Below are 15,773 nucleotides of genomic sequence, written 5' to 3'. Positions count from 1 at the left end.
AAAAATCGCGCACCGTAATAATTTTCGATGGACAAGGACCCGAATCGCAGCAATGTTGCACTGCGAAAGGGGACCGAGTCATGATCGTATCGATCCGCAGCATTGCCAAGGCCGCGTTGATGGCCACCGCGATGCCGGCAGTACTTCTCACCGCCGCCTGCTCGCAGGCGCCGAGCGAAGCGCCCAAGCGTACCGAATTCAACATCGGATGGTCGATCTACGCGGGCTGGATGCCCTGGCCCTATGCCCAGCAGGCCGGCATCGTGAAGAAGTGGGCCGACAAGTACGGGCTCAAGATCAACATCGTCCAGGTCAACGACTACGTCGAGTCGGTCAACCAGTACACGGCGGGCAAGCTGGACGGCGTCACCGTCGCCAACATGGATGCGCTGACGATCCCGGCGGCGGGCGGCAAGGACACCAGCGCGATCATCGTCGGTGACTATTCCAACGGCAACGACGGCATCCTGATGAAGGGCGGCGACCTCAAGGCGATCAAGGGCCAGTCGGTCAACTTGGTCGAGCTTTCGGTGTCGCACTACCTGCTGGCGCGCGGACTGAACTCGGTCGGCATGCAGCTCAGGGACGTGAAGACGGTCAACACCGGCGATGCCGACATCGTCGGCGCCTTCGCCAGCCCCGACGTCAAGGTCGCGGTGGCGTGGAACCCGCAACTCAATGCGATGAAGGCGCAGCCGGGCGCGAAGCTGGTGTTCAGCTCGGCCGACATTCCGGGAGAGATTCTCGACCTGCTCTGCGTCGACACCGCAACGCTCAAGGCCAACCCCAATCTCGGCAAGGCGCTGGTGGGGATCTGGTACGAGACGACCGCGCTGATGACGCGCCAGGACGCCGAGGGCAAGGCCGCCCGCGCGGCCATGGCCAAGCTGGCGGGTGCTACGCCGGAATCGTTCGACAGCCAGCTCAGCACGACCTTCCTCTATTCCGACGCCAAGGCTGCCGTCGCCGCGACCGACGCGCCCGCGCTCGTCACCACGATGACCCGCGTGCGCGATTTCAGTTTCTCCAAGGGGCTGTTCAAGGGCGCCAGTTCGGCCGGCGCGGTGGGCATGTCCTTCCCCGGCGGCAAGACGCTGGGCGATGCGCAGCGCGTGACGCTGCGCTTCGACGACAGCTTCATGAAGATGGCCGCCGACGGCAAGCTATAGAACCGTCCGTCACTGCGCGAGGGTCGCGGTGGTGAGGCGGGATAAACACAACACTCCACAGGTGGGATCACGACAATGCGCTGGGTGAATCGTCAGGTCGGGCGAGGGGGGCGGGTGCTTCTCGGCGCGGTGCCGATCCTGCTGCTCCTGCTGGTCTACATCGTCATGGCCGCGAGCCGCCATGCGGTGAACCCGGCCGACAAGATCCTGCCGCTGCCAGGCTCCATGGCCGAAAGCATGTCGGCGCTGCTTTTCGTGCCCGACCAGCTCACCGGCCAGCTGGTGTTCTGGGCGGATACCATGGCGAGCCTGCAGCGCCTTGGCATCGGCCTTGGTATCTCGACGCTGATGGCGCTGGTGGTGGGCCTTGCGCTCGGCGTGCTGCCGCCGGTGCGCGCCACTTTCGGGCCACTGGTCACCGGCATCGCGGTCATCCCGCCGATCGCGCTCCTGCCGATCCTGTTCATCGCGCTGGGCCTCGGCGAAACCTCCAAGGTCGCGCTGATCGTCATCGGCATCGCGCCGGTCATGATCCGCGACATCGCCGCCCACGTCTCCGCGCTTCCCAGAGAGCAGGTGATCAAGGCGCTGACGCTGGGCGCCAACAGCTGGCAGGTGATGATCCGCGTCGCCCTGCCGCAAGCCATGCCGCGCCTGCTTCACGCCATCCGCCTCGCGCTCGGCCCGGCCTGGGTGTTCCTGATCTCGGCCGAGGCGATCGCGTCGGACGTGGGGCTCGGCTACCGCATCTTCCTCGTGCGCCGCTACCTCTCGATGGACGTGATCCTGCCTTATGTCGGGTGGATCGCGCTGCTGGCGATCGCGATGGATATGGCGCTCACTTTCCTCAGCCACCGGCTGTTTCCCTGGGCACATGGAGAAAGCCATTGAGCACGCTCCTGAGCTTCCGCGACGTCTGGGTCGAGTACGGCGACCGGATCATCATCGAAAAGCTGAACCTCGACATCGAGGAAGGCGCCTTCGTTTCCATCGTCGGCCCATCCGGCGCGGGCAAGAGCAGTTTCCTGCGCCTGATATTGGGGCAGGAAGGGCCGAGCCGAGGCGTCATCACCCTCGACGACACGCCGCTCAAACCCGAATGCGGGCCGGATCGCGGCGTCGTGTTCCAGCGTTATTCGGTGTTCCCGCACCTGACCGCACTGCGCAACACGATCCTCGGGCTCGAATGCGAGAAGGCCCCCGTGCTCGGCCGCCTGTTCGGCAGCGCCCGCCGCGCCGCCGTCGAGGAGGCGACAGAGATGCTGACGGCGGTGGGCCTCGGCCACAGTCTCGATCTCTACCCCGCGCAGATGTCGGGCGGCATGCAGCAGCGCCTTGCCATCGCGCAGGCGCTGGTCAAGCGGCCGCGCATCCTGCTGCTCGATGAGCCGTTCGGCGCGCTCGACCCCGGTATTCGTGCCGACATGCACGCGCTCATCCGCAATCTGTGGCGCAAGTATTCGCTGACGATCGTGATGGTGACGCACGACATTCGCGAGGCATTCTCGCTGGGCACGCGCGTCCTTGCACTCGACAAGCGCCGCCACGATCCGCACGCGCCGCACCGCTTTGGAGCCACGGTCGTCTACGACCTGCCGATGCGCGAGCGGGCGGAAGAGACGGAAGAGACGGAAGAGGAGACTGCCGGGTGATCGCGTCTACCCCCTTTTCCGTCATTCCCGCGAAGGCGGGAATCCATCTCCTGAAGGTGCCTGTTGCACAGTCATCAGATGGGTCCCCACCTTCGCGGGGATGGCGGAAAAGAAAGAATGCAATTAGTTTAAATATTACGATTGACGTAAATCGTAATAACTGAAAAGAGAATGGGCATGGGCACAGACTCCGCAAGCCTGGCTCGGCTCAGCATGAGCCTTCCGGCAGACCTCTTCAGACAGCTCGACATGATGGTGGCGGAACGCGGCCTGCCTTCCCGCTCCCAGCTCATCGCCGAACTGATCCGCCATGCTCTGGCCGAGCACGGTTCGCTGATGCGGCCCGAGGAGATGCTCGCGGGCACCATCACCCTCGTCTACCGCAGTGAGCGGGGCCGCGTGCGGCACCAGCTCTCCCAGACGCAGGCCAGTTACCTGAAGGAAGTGATCTCCTCGCAGCATGTCGTGCTGGAGGACGACCAGTCCCTCGAAGTTCTTCTCGTGCAGGGTCCGGCCGTGCGGCTGAAGGAACTGTGCGACGCCATCCGCCGGGTGCGCGGGGTGCAGCAGCTTGAGCTGGTCACCACCACCGCCCTCCTGCCGCCGCTCTACGACCAGAGCGGAGACGACTTCAAGAATATCGGAGCGCATTCATGACCGAAACATTGGCCGATCCGCTCGCAGCCCGAGACCATGCGCGTGCCCAGGGCGGCACCGTGGTCGAGAGCATGCCGGTGCTGCCTCCCGTGGCGGGCGATCTGCCCGAGGGCGTCGATGCCGCCGACCTCGTATGGGAGGAAACCATCGCGGCGGGCGGCTACGCCACGCGGCGGCTGACGCGCGGGAGCCGGCTGCGGCTGATCGACGGGAAGGGCGACGCCTGCGCCTCGGTCCTGCTGTTCAACGCCGAGATGCCGACCGAGCGCCTCAACGTGGCGGACACGGTGAAGGTCCAGTGGAACGCCTATCTCGGCGAAGGCAAGCTGCTGCTCTCCGACATGGGCCGCGTGATGATGAGCATCGTCGCTGACGACGCCGGCACGCACGATACCTTCTGCGGCACCTCCAACCCCGCGACGAACCTTGCGAAGTACGGCGAGGGCCGCAACTCCGGTGCCTTCCCGAGCGGCCGCGACCGCTTCCTGCTAGGCGCCGCCAAGCACGGCCTCGGCCGCCGTGATGTCCATCCCTGCGTCACCCTGTTCAAGGGCGCGCGGATCGAGGCGGACGGCGCGATCACGCCCGAGGTAGGCCCGTTCGAGCCCGGCCGCACCGTGATCCTGCGTGCCGAGATGGACGTGATCGTGGTGATCGCCAACGTCCCCCACGTCCTCGATCCGCGCCCCGAATACACCGTGACGCCGCTGCGCGCCTCGGCATGGCGCGGCGCGGTGACGGGCGAGGACGACTCCATCCGCCTCGCAACGCCCGAAGGCCTGCGCGCCTTCGAAAACGTCGAAGACTACTTCCGCCGCTGAACAAGGGACACGCGATCATGAGCACCGATCCTCACATGTCCGGCCTCACCGGCACCGTTCTCCACGACGTCGTCGTCCCCGCTCGCGCGCCCTGGCTGCATCACGTCAAGGCCGGGCAAACACTGCGTATCGTCGACCTCGAAGGCAATCAGGCCGTCGACTTCCTGCTCTATTCCGCCGCCGACGATGCCGAGCGCTATTCCGCGCAGGACACCGTCGCGGCGCAGGGCAACCTGTTCCTGCGCGAAGGCACGAAGCTGCTGTCGAACGAGGGCAATGCGCTGATGACCATCGCCGCCACCTCGGTCGATTACCACGACACCATCGGCGGTGCGTGCTCGTGCGAATCCAATACCTTGCGCTACGGTCATCACACGAAGTCCGAACACGCCTGCGTCGAGAACTTCCTGGAGGCCAACCTTCTCGAAGGGCGCGGCAAGCGGGACATCGTCTCCAACATCAACTTCTTCATGAACGTTCCTGTCGAACCCGACGGGTCGCTGGGCATCGTCGACGGAATATCCGCGCCGGGCCTGACCGTGGACCTGCGGGCGGAGATGGACGTGATCGTCGTCGTCTCCAACTGCCCGCAGGTCAACAACCCCTGCAACGGCTTCAACCCCACTCCAGTCCGGATGATCGTCACCGCATGAGCTTCGACACCGTCCTGATCGCGAACCGGGGCGCGATCGCCACCCGCATCATCCGCACGCTGCGCGGCATGGGCCTGAAATCCGTCGCGGTCTATTCCGAGGCGGACGAGAACTCCAACCACGTATCCGAAGCCGACGAGGCCGTGTTCATCGGCGGGGCGAAGGCTTCGGAAAGCTACCTCAACATTCCCGCCATCATCGCCGCCGCGAAGAAGACCGGGGCAGGGGCGATCCACCCCGGCTACGGCTTCCTGGCCGAGAACGTCGAGTTCGCCGAGGCCTGCGCGGCGCAAGGCATCGTCTTCGTCGGCCCGACCACCGACAACATCCGCACCTTCGGCCTCAAGCACAGCGCCCGCGCGCTCGCCGCCGCGCACGACGTGCCGCTGGCGCCCGGCACCGACCTGCTGACCGACGAGGAAGAGGCGGTCAGCGCCGCCGCCGCGATCGGCTACCCGGTCATGCTCAAGGCGACGGCGGGCGGCGGCGGCATCGGCATGCGCGTCTGTACCGACGAGGCGCAGCTGCGCGACGGTTTCGCCACCGTGAAGCGGCAGGGGCAGAGCAACTTCGGCGACGCCGGGGTCTTCCTCGAACGCTACATCGGCCGCGCGCGCCACATCGAGGTGCAGCTGTTCGGTGACGGCGAGGGCCGCGTCATGGCTCTGGGCGAGCGCGACTGCTCGCTCCAGCGCCGCAACCAGAAGGTCGTCGAGGAAGCGCCCGCGCCCTTGCTGCCGGATGCGGTGCGCACCGCGCTCTACGCCGCCGCCGTGCGTCTGGGCGAGGCTGCCAAGTACCGCTCTGCAGGCACCGTGGAGTTCCTCTACGACGCCGACCGCGCCGAGTTCTTCTTCCTCGAAATGAACACCCGGCTGCAGGTGGAGCATGGCGTCACCGAAATGGTGATGGGCATCGACCTCGTCGAATGGATGATCCGCGGCGCGGCGGGCGATTTCGCCTTCCTCGATGCGCCCGCGCCGACGATGACGGGCCATTCGGTGCAGATGCGTCTCTACGCGGAAGACCCTTCGCTCGATTACCGCCCGACTTCGGGCACGCTGACCGCGCTGGAATTCCCCGAGGACATCCGCGTCGAGACATGGTGCTCGGCGGGCAGCACCGTCAGCGCGTGGTACGACCCGATGCTGGCCAAGCTGATCGTCCACGCGCCCTCGCGCGAGGAAGCGGTGGAAGCCGCCCGGCGCGCGATCAACGCGACCCGCGTGGACGGCATCGAGACCAACGTGCGCTGGCTGCGCGACGTGGTGCGCACCCCGGCCTTCACCAGCGGCGAAGTCTCGACCAAAGTGCTCGACGGCGTGGTCTTCACCCCGCGCGCGTTCCGCGTCGTCAGCGGCGGCACCGCGACGACCGTGCAGGACTGGCCCGGCCGCCAGCACTTGTGGGCCGTGGGCGTGCCGCCTTCCGGACCGATGGACGACCAGTCGTTCCGCCTCGGCAACCGGCTGCTCGGCAATCCGGAGGGCACGGTGGGCCTCGAAGCCACCGTCACCGGCCCGACGCTGGCCTTCGTCTCCGACGCGCGCATCTGCCTGACCGGCGCCGACTTCGGCGCGACGCTGGACGGCGTGCCGGTGGAGCGCGGCGTTCCCATCGACATTGCGGCGGGCCAGACGCTGGCGATGGGCCGCGCCTCCTCCGGCGGTTTCCGGGGCTACATCCTGATCGCGGGCGGGCTCGACATCGCGCCCTACCTCGACAGCCGCGCCACTTTCGAGCTTGGCCAGTTCGGCGGCCATGCCGCGCGCCGTCTGCTGGCGGGCGACACGATCCACCTCGGCTCCGACCCGACCGAGGCAGCCTTGCCCGCCGTCACGTTGCCCGCAATCGGCAACGAATGGACCCTGCGCGTCCTCTACGGCCCGCACGGCGCGCCGGACTTCTTCACGCCCGAAGACGTGGAAATGGTCATCAATGCCGAGTGGAAGATTCACTACAACTCCAACCGCACCGGCGTGCGCCTGATCGGCCCCAAGCCCCGCTGGGCGCGCACCGACGGCGGCGAGGCGGGCCTGCACCCCTCCAACATCCACGACAACCCCTACGCCATCGGCGCGGTGGACTTCACCGGTGACATGCCGATCATCCTCGGCCTCGATGGGCCGTCGCTCGGCGGGTTCGTGTGCCCCTTCGTGGTGATCGCGGCGGACCGCTGGAAGATCGGCCAGCTCGCTCCCGGCGACAAGCTGCGCTTCGCCCCTGTAGCCATCGAGGACGCCGCAGCCGCCGACGCTGCCCAGCGCACCTTCGTGGCGACCGGCGCGGTGCCGGAAACCACCCCGGCGCGCGGCGTGGAGACCCTCACGCCGATCCTCGCGGAAATTCCGGCCGAGAATTCTGGGGGCCCGGGCCGTCCCCGCACGGTCTATCGCCAGCAGGGCGACCGCAACATCCTCGTGGAATACGGCCCGATCGTGCTCGACATCGAGCTGCGCATCCGCGTCCACGCGCTGATGACCGAGCTGGAACGCCTCGCCGCGCCCGGCATCATCGACATCGTGCCCGGCATCCGCTCGCTCCAGCTGCACTTTGACGGCGCAGAGATGGACCAGAAGGCGGCGCTCGCCATGCTGATCGCCGCCGAGGAGCGGCTTGGCGACCTCGAGGACTTCACGATCCCCTCGCGCGTGGTCCACCTGCCGCTCAGCTGGCGCGATCCGGCTATCGTCGAGACGATCGAGAAGTACATGGCCACCGTGCGCGACGATGCGCCCTGGTGCCCGGACAACATCGAGTTCATCCGCCGCATCAACGGTCTGCCCGATCAGGCTGCGGTGGAGAACCTGATCTTCGAGGCGAACTACCTCGTCATGGGGCTGGGCGACGTCTACCTCGGCGCGCCCGTGGCGACGCCGGTGGACCCGCGCCACCGTCTCGTCACCACCAAGTACAACCCCGCGCGCACCTGGACGCCGCCCAACGTCGTGGGCATCGGCGGCGCCTACATGTGCATCTACGGCATGGAAGGGCCGGGCGGCTACCAGCTGTTCGGGCGCACCGTGCAGGTCTGGAACACCTATCGCCAGACGGAAGCCTTCACCGAAGGCAAGCCCTGGCTGCTGCGCTTCTTCGACCAGATCCGCTTTTATCCCGTCAGCGCGGAGGAACTGGCCGACTGGCGCCGCGAATTCCCTGCCGGTCGCCGCGCGCTCAGGATCGAGCCGAGCGAATTCCGCCTCGCCGACTACCGCGCTTACCTGGCCGAGAACGCCGCCGGGATCGCCGAGTTCGAACAGCGCCGCAAGGCCGCCTTCGACGAGGAACGCGCCGAGTGGGAGCGCCTCGGCGAATTCGACCACGCCGCCGATCTCGCCGATGCGGACCTGCCCGCCGAAGAGGCGATCGAACTGCCCGAGGGCTCCGACTTGGTCGAGGCGCCTTACGGCGGCAGCGTCACCCGCCTTCTGGTGCAGCCGGGCGATACCGTCGCGGCGGGAGACAAGATCGCGGTCCTTGAAGCGATGAAGATGGAATGCGCGGTGGAAAGCCCGGGCAGCGGCACGGTCTCGGCGCTCTACATGCGCGAAGGCCAGTCGCTGCAGCCCGGCGCCCCGATGCTCGCCCTGAGGAAACATGCATGACCCGTTTGAGCGCCACCCGTATCGCCGCCGCCGTCAGGGCCGGTGAGACAACCGCCGTCGCCGTGGCCGAGGACACCTTCGCCCGCGTCGAGACCTACAATGCCGTCCAGCCCCAGATCTGGATCAGCCGTGCCACCCGCAGCGAACTGCTGGACGCCGCCGCCGCCGTGGACGCCCGCGTCGCGGCGGGCGAGGATCTGCCGCTGGCAGGCGTGCCCTTCGCGGTAAAGGACAACATCGACGTCGCCGGGTTCGAGACGACGGCGGCCTGTCCCGCCTTCGCCTACGAGCCCGAGGACGACGCGGGCGTCATCGAACGCCTGCTGGCGGCGGGTGCGATCTGCGTGGGCAAGACCAACCTCGACCAGTTCGCCACCGGCCTCAACGGATCGCGCAGCCCTTACGGCATACCGCGCAATGCCTCGAACCTGAACTACGTCAGCGGCGGGTCCAGCTCCGGCTCCTCGGTCGCGGTGGCGGCGGGGCTGGTGGCCTTTTCGCTGGGCACCGACACCGCCGGATCGGGCCGCGTGCCTGCCGCGTTCAACCACCTGATCGGCATGAAGCCCACCAAGGGCCGCTGGTCCACGCGCGGCCTCGTCCCGGCCTGCCGCACCATCGACTGCATCACCGTCTTCACCGACGACACCGCCGATGCCCGGCTGGTGGACGGCGTGGTCGCCGCCTTCGATGTGGCCGATCCCTACTCCAAGCCGCTCGCGGACCAGCCTCTCGCCGTGAGGCGCATCGGTGTGCCGCGCCGCGAACAGCGGGTGTTCTTCGGCGATGGCGAGTCCGAATACCTCTACGACAAGGCGCTCGCCAAGCTGGCGACGCTGGGCGAACTCGTCGAGATCGACCTTGCCCCGCTGCTCGAAGCCGCACAGCTGCTCTACGGCGGCCCATGGGTGGCCGAGCGGACCGCTGCCATGGAGGGCATCCTCGCCGCCAACCCGCTCGCGGTCGATCCCACCGTGCGTGCAGTGGTCGAGCCCGGCAAGGCCACGAGCGCGGTCGAGCTGTTCAACGGCATCTACCGCATGGCCGACCTCAAGCGCCACGCCGACCTCCTGTGGACGGACATCGACATGATGGCCTTCCCCACCACCGGCACCACCTACCGCGTTTCCGAGATGCTGGCCGCGCCCATCGCGCTCAACAGCAACCTGGGGCTCTACACCAATTTCGTGAACCTGCTGGACATGGCCGCGCTGGCCGTTCCCGCCGGCATCCGCGCCAATGCCACCGGCTTCGGGATCACCCTGATCGGCCCGGCCGACACCGACCGCGCCCTGCTGGACGCGGCCGACGCCTACCTTGCCGTCGCGGACTTGCCCGCGCCGCCGCCACTCGATCTGGAGGGAAAGATGCAAACCGTGAAGCTCGCCGTTGTCGGCGCCCATCTCAAAGACATGCCGCTGCACTGGCAGCTGACCAGCCGCGATGCCGAGTTCGTCGGCGCCTTCGAGACCGCGCCCACCTACAAGCTCTACGCCATCGCCGACAGCGTGCCGCCCAAGCCCGCGCTGGTGCATGACGAAGCGGGCGCCGCGATCAAGGTCGAGGTCTACGAACTGGGCGTCGCCGAGTTCGGCAGCTTCACCGTCGATGTCCCCGCGCCGCTCGCCATCGGCAATGTGACGCTGGCGGACGGCACCACGGTCAAGGGCTTCGTCTCCGAACCGCGCGCGCTGACCGGCGCTGAGGACATCACGCATCTGGGCGGCTGGCGCGCATTCATCGCGAGCAAGGGCTGAGCGAGAGGGCAGGCCAAAGTGACGCCTCCCATACATCGTCATTGCGAGCGCAGCGAAGCAATCCAGGGCGGCTTGAAACTGCCCTGGATTGCTTCGCTGCGCTCGCAATGACGAGATGAGGTTGATGTTTCCGCCGTGGCCATAGCGGTGTCGTCCAAGGCCAATGCGACATTTCCATAGTGAGAGGGCAAATCCATGCGCAAGTTCGGTCTGATGCTTCTGGCTGCCACGGCGGCGTTTCCCGCCCTCGCGCAGGCGAAGGCGGCTTCAGGGGAGCCCGAGGTCATCCACGTCCCCGGCTTCGCGGATTTCCTCGCCGTGGACGGCAAGACCGTCTGGGCCACCAACAAGGGCCGGGTCGAGCAGTGGTCCCGCGCCGGCGGTAAGGGCGGCAAGCTCGCCGAAGTCGCGATGGCGCACCCCTGCGGCGCGATGGCGATCACGGCTGGCTCGCTGTGGGTGGCGGACTGTGAGGAGAAGGCGGTCAAGCGCATCGACGTGAAGACCGCGAAGATCGTCGCCACCATCCCCACCGGCATCGCCTCGAGCGGCGAACTCAACGTGGTCGCGGGCGACGGCTCGGTCTGGGTCGCCAGCGACAATGAAAAGGGCCTCGTCGCCCGCATCGATCCGGCGACCAATGCCGTCATCGCGTCGGTCCCGGTCGATCCGGGTACGTGGTATCTGACCTATGGCTTCGGCGCGGTCTGGGCGGTGAGCGCTACGAAGCAGTCGCTCCAGCGCATCGACACCGCCACCAACACCGTCACCGCGAAGATCCCGCTCGGCAAGGAGCCCGGCTTCCTCGCGGCGGGCGAGGGCGGCGTCTGGGTGCAGGAGCAGGGCGAGGGAACCCTCGCACGGATCGACCCCGCGACCAACGCGCTGGCAGGCCGCATCAAGGTCGGCGACAACCTCAAGTGGGGCGACATCGATACCGGCGCGGGCAAAGTCTGGCTGCGCACCACCGACGACCAGGTCTTCGCGGTGATCGACCCGAAAACGATGACGGTCGCCGCGCGCAAGGGCAAGGCGGCCGGCAGCGGCGCGCTGCGCTGGACCCGCAAGGGATTGTGGACCTCCGCGCATGACGAGCACACGCTGACATGGTGGCCGAAGGCGACGCTGCGCAGCCAGCCGGGCGATTAGCTGCGTTGCCAAGCTGCCGAAGTCATAATAGGAAATCTCCACTTCCGGTAATATTCCATCAATCAGAACTATGGGGTGAAACCAGAGCCCGACCGAGATCGCCGAAGGAATGCGAGGCATGAGCGAACAACAGCCGTTGATCGACAAGAAGTTCGCCAGGCGCGTCGATTGGAACCTGTTGCGCACGTTCGTCGATATCGTCCGGGCCGGGGGCATCGGCGCGGCCGCCAGGCAGCTCAACAAGCAGCAGCCGAGCATCAGTGCGGCGCTCAAGCGGCTTGAGGAGCATGTCGGTGCCGTTCTGTTGCACCGTTCGGCGACCGGCGTGGAGATGACGGCTGCCGGCAAGGCGATGATGGCCCTATGCGAAGACATGCTGGAATCGGCGCGGCTGATGCCGCACCAGGTTGCGCAGGCGGCGAAGCGGGTCGAGGGCGCCGTGCGTATCCAGATCGTCTCGGCCATCGTTTCCGCCGAATTCGACGAGGCGATCGCGAGCTTCCACCGCCGCAACCCCGAGATCCACATCGAGATCCGCGTCTCGCCGTGGCGACAGGTTCTCGATGCGCTGGAGGACGGCGAGGTCGAGGTGGGGATCGGCTACGACAGCGCCGTGCGGGCCGGGCTGGTCTACGAACCGCTGTTCGTCGAACGGCAGCAACTCTACTGCGCCCGCAGCCATCCGCTGTTCGGCTATCGTATCGGCCAGCCAAGGGAACTCAAGGGCGAGGGTTTCGTGCTCGCTGGCGACGACGAGATCGAGACCATCACGCACTGGCGTCGGCGCTACGGTCTGGGATCGCGGATGACCGGCCTGGCCGACGACGTCAACGAGGCGCGGCGGCTTATCGTCAGCGGGGTCGGCATAGGCTTCCTGCCCACGCCTGCGGTGCGGGACGAGGTGGCACGTGGCGTTCTCTGGCCCCTGCTGTACGCCGATCTCGAGCCATCCTACGAAATCTACCTGCTGGCTCGGGCCGAGCCGGCACGCGATACCGCCACGCAACTGTTCATCGATGAGGTCTTTCGGCGCATCCGCGCGCAGCACAGGGCATAATTGCAGTCTATGCCCTGCATCGCGAATTTCCGCCTGCCCCGATGATCCCACCTCGCCCAGTCTCGATGACATCGAGCAAGGCGAAAATCGCAGATGAATTTGAACTCGCGCCTCCAGTTCCTGATGCATCGGCCCTCCGCCAGGGTTGCGGCCGCGGCTGGTGCGACTGGTCTGAGGTTTCTCCTCGCGGGAATGGAAGCGCGGGCCGGTGCCATCGGCAACGTGCGATCCTTGGGTGAAACTACCCGGCGGCAGCGGCCATGACGCGGCGTTCGGGATGGGCCTTGGCAAATTGTCAGGGGCAGGTTGCGGTGCGCAGCGTCTTGTCGGTGATGGTTCTCGCGTTTTCGATGTGCCTGTCCTGCGCTGTCGAGGCCGCTCCCGAAACATCGACCCGGCTGGTCTCTTGCGGGCAGGACAGTTGCCTTCTCGTATCGGGCCGCCGCGCCGATCCCGCATCGGCAGTCCGCATCAATGGTCATGACGTGGACGTCGCAGGCGGCCGAACTTGGCGCGTGCGGCTCCCGCTCGGGATCGTACGCGCATGGTCGATGCCGGTCGCGCGCACGATCGAAGTGACGGTACTGGATTCGCGCTCCGATGTGCAGGCGACACGGCGTGTCCGCCTTCCGATCGGGCTGCTGGGTCACGTGACCGATCTCGCATCGCTGGAAATCGGCGTGAGATAGCCCGAAGTCCCAGTTTGGCGCCGGGATCGTTCGATTGTCAATGTCTCCGCACAACGCTATGCACGAAGCGGTCGCCGCCAGAGCGATCCTCGACATGTGTCCCAGGAGAAGATGATGAAACTCGGTCTCATGGCCTTTAGTGCGACGATTCTCGCCGTCACCGTTGCAGGTTCCGCTACGGCTGCCGAAAATCCTTTTGCGCAGGATCGCGCCATCGTGCGTCTCGATGGTTTGGACCTTGCCAGCGTTGATGGTCAGCAGCGCATGGCCATCCGCATGGATCAGGCGGCGCGCGCAGTTTGCGGCGAACGTCTGGCCGGCGTGCATCTCGCTCTTGAACAGCGTGGGCGCGAATGCCGGGCAGAAGTGATGGCGGATATCCGCACGCGCATCGAAGGCCGCATGGCGATGGCTTCGGACAAGGCCCGGCCGCAACTGGCGCTCGCTCGCTGATCGGAATGCCCGGCCTTGCGAGCCGGGCTTCCCTGGCGCTCAGATCGCCCAGGCGGAGTTCCAGAACGTCCACTCATAGCGCGTGGCGTTGCTGAACGCGCGGGCCATGGCGGCGCGTGTCGATGCCGTCGCATCAGCTGCGGCTGCATCGACCAGTGCGCGGAGTCGGCCAGCTGCCTCGCCGAATGACGGGACTAAACAACTAGGCGGCTGGGATTGGCGCCTCGGGGGGGGCGATGACACAGCCCACCTCCTAATAGGCCCAGAAGCAGCGGGAAATTCCCGCGATCAGATTCTCGTAGCTGCGCGTCGCGGCCAGCGCGGTCAAGTAGCTGGTATGGCCGAGGCATTCGGGCCAAGGCTCGCTCGCTTGTGCCATGGCCGGCATCACGCGAGTGCGACATTGATGATCCGGGGCTGGGTGAAATCCTCCATGCCCTCGATCCCCTGCTGTCGGCCGATGCCCGATTGCTTGGCGCCTCCGAACGGCACGTCGAATGGCAGTTCGAGATGCTTGTTGACCCAGACCGTGCCGCTCTCGATCCTCGATGCCACGGCAATTCCCCGTTCCACGTCGGCGCTCCAGACCGAGCCGCCGAGCCCGTATTCGCTGTCGTTGATGCGCGCGATCGCCTCGTCGAGGTCGTCATAGGCCAGCACGGGCAGCACTGGGCCGAATTGCTCCTCGCGGACGAGGCGGGCATTGTCGGAGAGCCCGCGCACGATGGTCGGGGCGATGAAGTAGCCGGGCCCAGGCAGCGCCTCGCCTCCAGCCACGATCGAGCCGTGCTTGCGGGCCTCTTCGATGAACGCCTGGACTTTCGCGAACTGCTCCCGATTCTGGATCGGACCGATGGTCGTGGCGGTATCCATCCCGTCGCCGACCACGGCTTCGCCTGCCAGCCTGGCAAGTTCGGCACAGAGTGTGTCGATCATCGAGCGAGGCGCATAGACCCGCTTGATCGCGAGGCAGATCTGGCCCGCATTCGCGGTTGCACCGGCGAAGATGCGCGGTGCGACGCTGACGATGTCGGCATCGTCGAGAATGAGCGCCGCATCGTTGCCCCCCAGTTCGAGCGTGAAGCGCTTGAGAGTTCCGGCGGCGCTGCCCAGCACTTTCTTGCCGGTGGGGGTCGAGCCGGTGAAGCTGACATGCGCGACTCCGGGATGGCGGCTCAGCAGTTCGCCCAGATCGTTCCGATCGGTCAGCGTCTGGAATACGCCGGCGGGGAGGATGTCGGCGGCGATCTCCCCGAGCAGCAGCGTCGTGAGCGGGGTGGTCGGTGCGGGCTTGGCGATCACCGCGTTGCCGGTCACGAGTGCGGGGGCCAGCTTCACCATCAGCAGCAGCAGCGGATAATTCCAAGGGGTGATCGCAGCGACGACACCCAGCGGATAGCGCTGTTCGATGATTCGTTCGTTGGTGGTCTCGCGCAGCACGCGGGGCACGAGTTCCAGATCGGCGTAATGGTCGATAGCGGCAATGGCGCCAGCGACTTCCTGCCTCGCTTCATGCAGGGGCTTGCCTTGCTCCATGGTCAAGAGGCGCGCGAGATCGTCGCTGCGGCTGCGCATGGCATCGGCGAAATCCCTTATGTACCGGCGCCGGGCGGGAAAGCCGAGCGCGGCCCAGTCCGGGAATGCTCGCCGGGCGGATGCGATGGCTTGTTCCGCTTGGCCTGCATCGGCACGCGGGGCGGTGGCGAAGGTCACGCCGGACGCGGGATTGACGACGTCCATGCGTGCGGCGCCATCGACGAGGCTCCCGTCGATCAGAAGCTTGTAGTTCAAGGAAGGGGTTCCTTTCCGAGCAGGGCCGAATGATCGTGCAGGGTTGATACGATTCGGCGGAAATCCGTGATGCAGGTGCCATGCGTGTGGGCGAAGCCCGACCGTAGAAGGTCGCGCGGGCCGCCTCCAGTCCGCATTTCATCGCAGGGGATGGCGGGGTTAGCCTTTTGGGCGGTGATTTGAGATTTTTTCAAAAACGGTGTTGACCGAATCAGAAGCCCCCCTTAGAGGCCGCTTCACCGCAGCGGAGCACGCTTCTGCTACGGTCGCCAACACAGACGGACAGCTAGTTCCCCCGGTCGCAAGAGCGAGGGACGCTT

Annotated in this window: 14 protein-coding genes; 12 read left to right on the top strand and 2 right to left on the bottom strand. The window is 66.6% G+C overall.

Annotation, left to right across the window (positions count from 1 at the left end):
* Positions 1-80: 80 nt before the first annotated feature.
* The 12 genes from V2S85_RS18550 (at position 81) to V2S85_RS18495 (ending at position 13,662) form a co-directional block, all read left to right on the top strand.
* Positions 81-1,169: a putative urea ABC transporter substrate-binding protein gene (locus V2S85_RS18550; RefSeq protein WP_330704326.1), complete on the top strand. Its 1,089-nt coding sequence runs from the start codon at positions 81-83 to the stop codon at positions 1,167-1,169.
* Positions 1,170-1,244: 75 nt separating this feature from the next.
* Positions 1,245-2,060, top strand: a complete 816-nt coding sequence (locus V2S85_RS18545) for an ABC transporter permease (protein WP_330704325.1) — start codon at positions 1,245-1,247, stop codon at positions 2,058-2,060.
* Positions 2,057-2,821 carry an ATP-binding cassette domain-containing protein gene (locus tag V2S85_RS18540; protein WP_330704324.1) on the top strand — a complete coding sequence of 255 codons (765 nt, stop codon included), beginning with the start codon at positions 2,057-2,059 and terminating at the stop codon, positions 2,819-2,821. The genes V2S85_RS18545 and V2S85_RS18540 overlap by 4 nt, the downstream gene beginning before the upstream one ends.
* A gap of 177 nt (positions 2,822-2,998) precedes the next feature.
* Complete coding sequence (locus V2S85_RS18535; protein WP_197524482.1) at positions 2,999-3,478, top strand: CopG family ribbon-helix-helix protein; 480 nt, start codon at positions 2,999-3,001, stop codon at positions 3,476-3,478.
* On the top strand, positions 3,475-4,299 hold the full coding sequence (locus V2S85_RS18530) for an urea amidolyase associated protein UAAP1 (RefSeq protein WP_330704323.1): 825 nt from the start codon (positions 3,475-3,477) through the stop codon (positions 4,297-4,299). The genes V2S85_RS18535 and V2S85_RS18530 overlap by 4 nt, the downstream gene beginning before the upstream one ends.
* A gap of 17 nt (positions 4,300-4,316) precedes the next feature.
* On the top strand, positions 4,317-4,952 hold the full coding sequence (locus V2S85_RS18525) for an urea amidolyase associated protein UAAP2 (RefSeq protein ID WP_211151585.1): 636 nt from the start codon (positions 4,317-4,319) through the stop codon (positions 4,950-4,952).
* Complete coding sequence (gene uca, locus V2S85_RS18520; RefSeq protein WP_330704322.1) at positions 4,949-8,557, top strand: urea carboxylase; 3,609 nt, start codon at positions 4,949-4,951, stop codon at positions 8,555-8,557. Before V2S85_RS18525 ends, uca begins: the two co-directional genes overlap by 4 nt.
* Entirely contained in the window at positions 8,554-10,314 is a 1,761-nt protein-coding gene (gene atzF / locus V2S85_RS18515) for an allophanate hydrolase (RefSeq protein ID WP_330704321.1), read from the top strand. Before uca ends, atzF begins: the two co-directional genes overlap by 4 nt.
* 195 nt (positions 10,315-10,509) lie before the next feature.
* Positions 10,510-11,463, top strand: a complete 954-nt coding sequence (locus tag V2S85_RS18510) for a YncE family protein (protein ID WP_330704320.1) — start codon at positions 10,510-10,512, stop codon at positions 11,461-11,463.
* Positions 11,464-11,581: 118 nt separating this feature from the next.
* Positions 11,582-12,520 (top strand): LysR family transcriptional regulator, encoded by a 939-nt coding sequence (locus tag V2S85_RS18505; RefSeq protein ID WP_330704319.1) that lies wholly within the window; start codon positions 11,582-11,584, stop codon positions 12,518-12,520.
* Positions 12,521-12,780: 260 nt separating this feature from the next.
* The gene (locus V2S85_RS18500) at positions 12,781-13,209 is read left to right on the top strand and encodes a hypothetical protein (RefSeq protein ID WP_330704318.1); all 429 of its coding nucleotides are present in this window, start codon (positions 12,781-12,783) and stop codon (positions 13,207-13,209) included.
* A 114-nt stretch (positions 13,210-13,323) separates the two neighbouring features.
* Entirely contained in the window at positions 13,324-13,662 is a 339-nt protein-coding gene (locus V2S85_RS18495; protein WP_330704317.1) for a UrcA family protein, read from the top strand.
* Positions 13,663-13,915: 253 nt separating this feature from the next.
* On the opposite strand, the gene V2S85_RS18490 is transcribed toward V2S85_RS18495, so the two are convergent.
* Together V2S85_RS18490 and V2S85_RS18485 are read right to left on the bottom strand one after the other, a co-directional pair.
* Positions 13,916-14,041, bottom strand: coding sequence for a hypothetical protein (locus V2S85_RS18490; protein WP_330704316.1), 126 nt, complete (start codon positions 14,039-14,041; stop codon positions 13,916-13,918).
* Between the two features lie 8 nt (positions 14,042-14,049).
* On the bottom strand, positions 14,050-15,402 hold the full coding sequence (locus V2S85_RS18485) for an aldehyde dehydrogenase family protein (protein ID WP_330704376.1): 1,353 nt from the start codon (positions 15,400-15,402) through the stop codon (positions 14,050-14,052).
* Positions 15,403-15,773 lie beyond the last annotated feature (371 nt).

The organism is Novosphingobium resinovorum, from assembly GCF_036352595.1.
Taxonomy (GTDB): Bacteria; Pseudomonadota; Alphaproteobacteria; order Sphingomonadales; family Sphingomonadaceae; genus Novosphingobium; species Novosphingobium resinovorum_B.
This window is presented reverse-complemented; position numbering and strand designations above follow the sequence as displayed.

Bases quoted from the DNA above. Each gene is read 5' to 3' on its own strand.
- V2S85_RS18535 (WP_197524482.1), top strand. From the start codon at position 2,999: ATGGGCACAGACTCCGCAAGCCTGGCTCGGCTCAGCATGAGCCTTCCG.
- V2S85_RS18490 (WP_330704316.1), bottom strand. From the start codon at position 14,041: ATGGCACAAGCGAGCGAGCCTTGGCCCGAATGCCTCGGCCATACCAGC.
- V2S85_RS18500 (WP_330704318.1), top strand. From the start codon at position 12,781: ATGACGCGGCGTTCGGGATGGGCCTTGGCAAATTGTCAGGGGCAGGTT.
- V2S85_RS18505 (WP_330704319.1), top strand. From the start codon at position 11,582: ATGAGCGAACAACAGCCGTTGATCGACAAGAAGTTCGCCAGGCGCGTC.
- V2S85_RS18525 (WP_211151585.1), top strand. From the start codon at position 4,317: ATGAGCACCGATCCTCACATGTCCGGCCTCACCGGCACCGTTCTCCAC.
- uca (WP_330704322.1), top strand. From the start codon at position 4,949: ATGAGCTTCGACACCGTCCTGATCGCGAACCGGGGCGCGATCGCCACC.
- V2S85_RS18530 (WP_330704323.1), top strand. From the start codon at position 3,475: ATGACCGAAACATTGGCCGATCCGCTCGCAGCCCGAGACCATGCGCGT.
- V2S85_RS18550 (WP_330704326.1), top strand. From the start codon at position 81: ATGATCGTATCGATCCGCAGCATTGCCAAGGCCGCGTTGATGGCCACC.
- atzF (WP_330704321.1), top strand. From the start codon at position 8,554: ATGACCCGTTTGAGCGCCACCCGTATCGCCGCCGCCGTCAGGGCCGGT.
- V2S85_RS18485 (WP_330704376.1), bottom strand. From the start codon at position 15,402: ATGGACGTCGTCAATCCCGCGTCCGGCGTGACCTTCGCCACCGCCCCG.
- V2S85_RS18495 (WP_330704317.1), top strand. From the start codon at position 13,324: ATGAAACTCGGTCTCATGGCCTTTAGTGCGACGATTCTCGCCGTCACC.
- V2S85_RS18545 (WP_330704325.1), top strand. From the start codon at position 1,245: ATGCGCTGGGTGAATCGTCAGGTCGGGCGAGGGGGGCGGGTGCTTCTC.
- V2S85_RS18510 (WP_330704320.1), top strand. From the start codon at position 10,510: ATGCGCAAGTTCGGTCTGATGCTTCTGGCTGCCACGGCGGCGTTTCCC.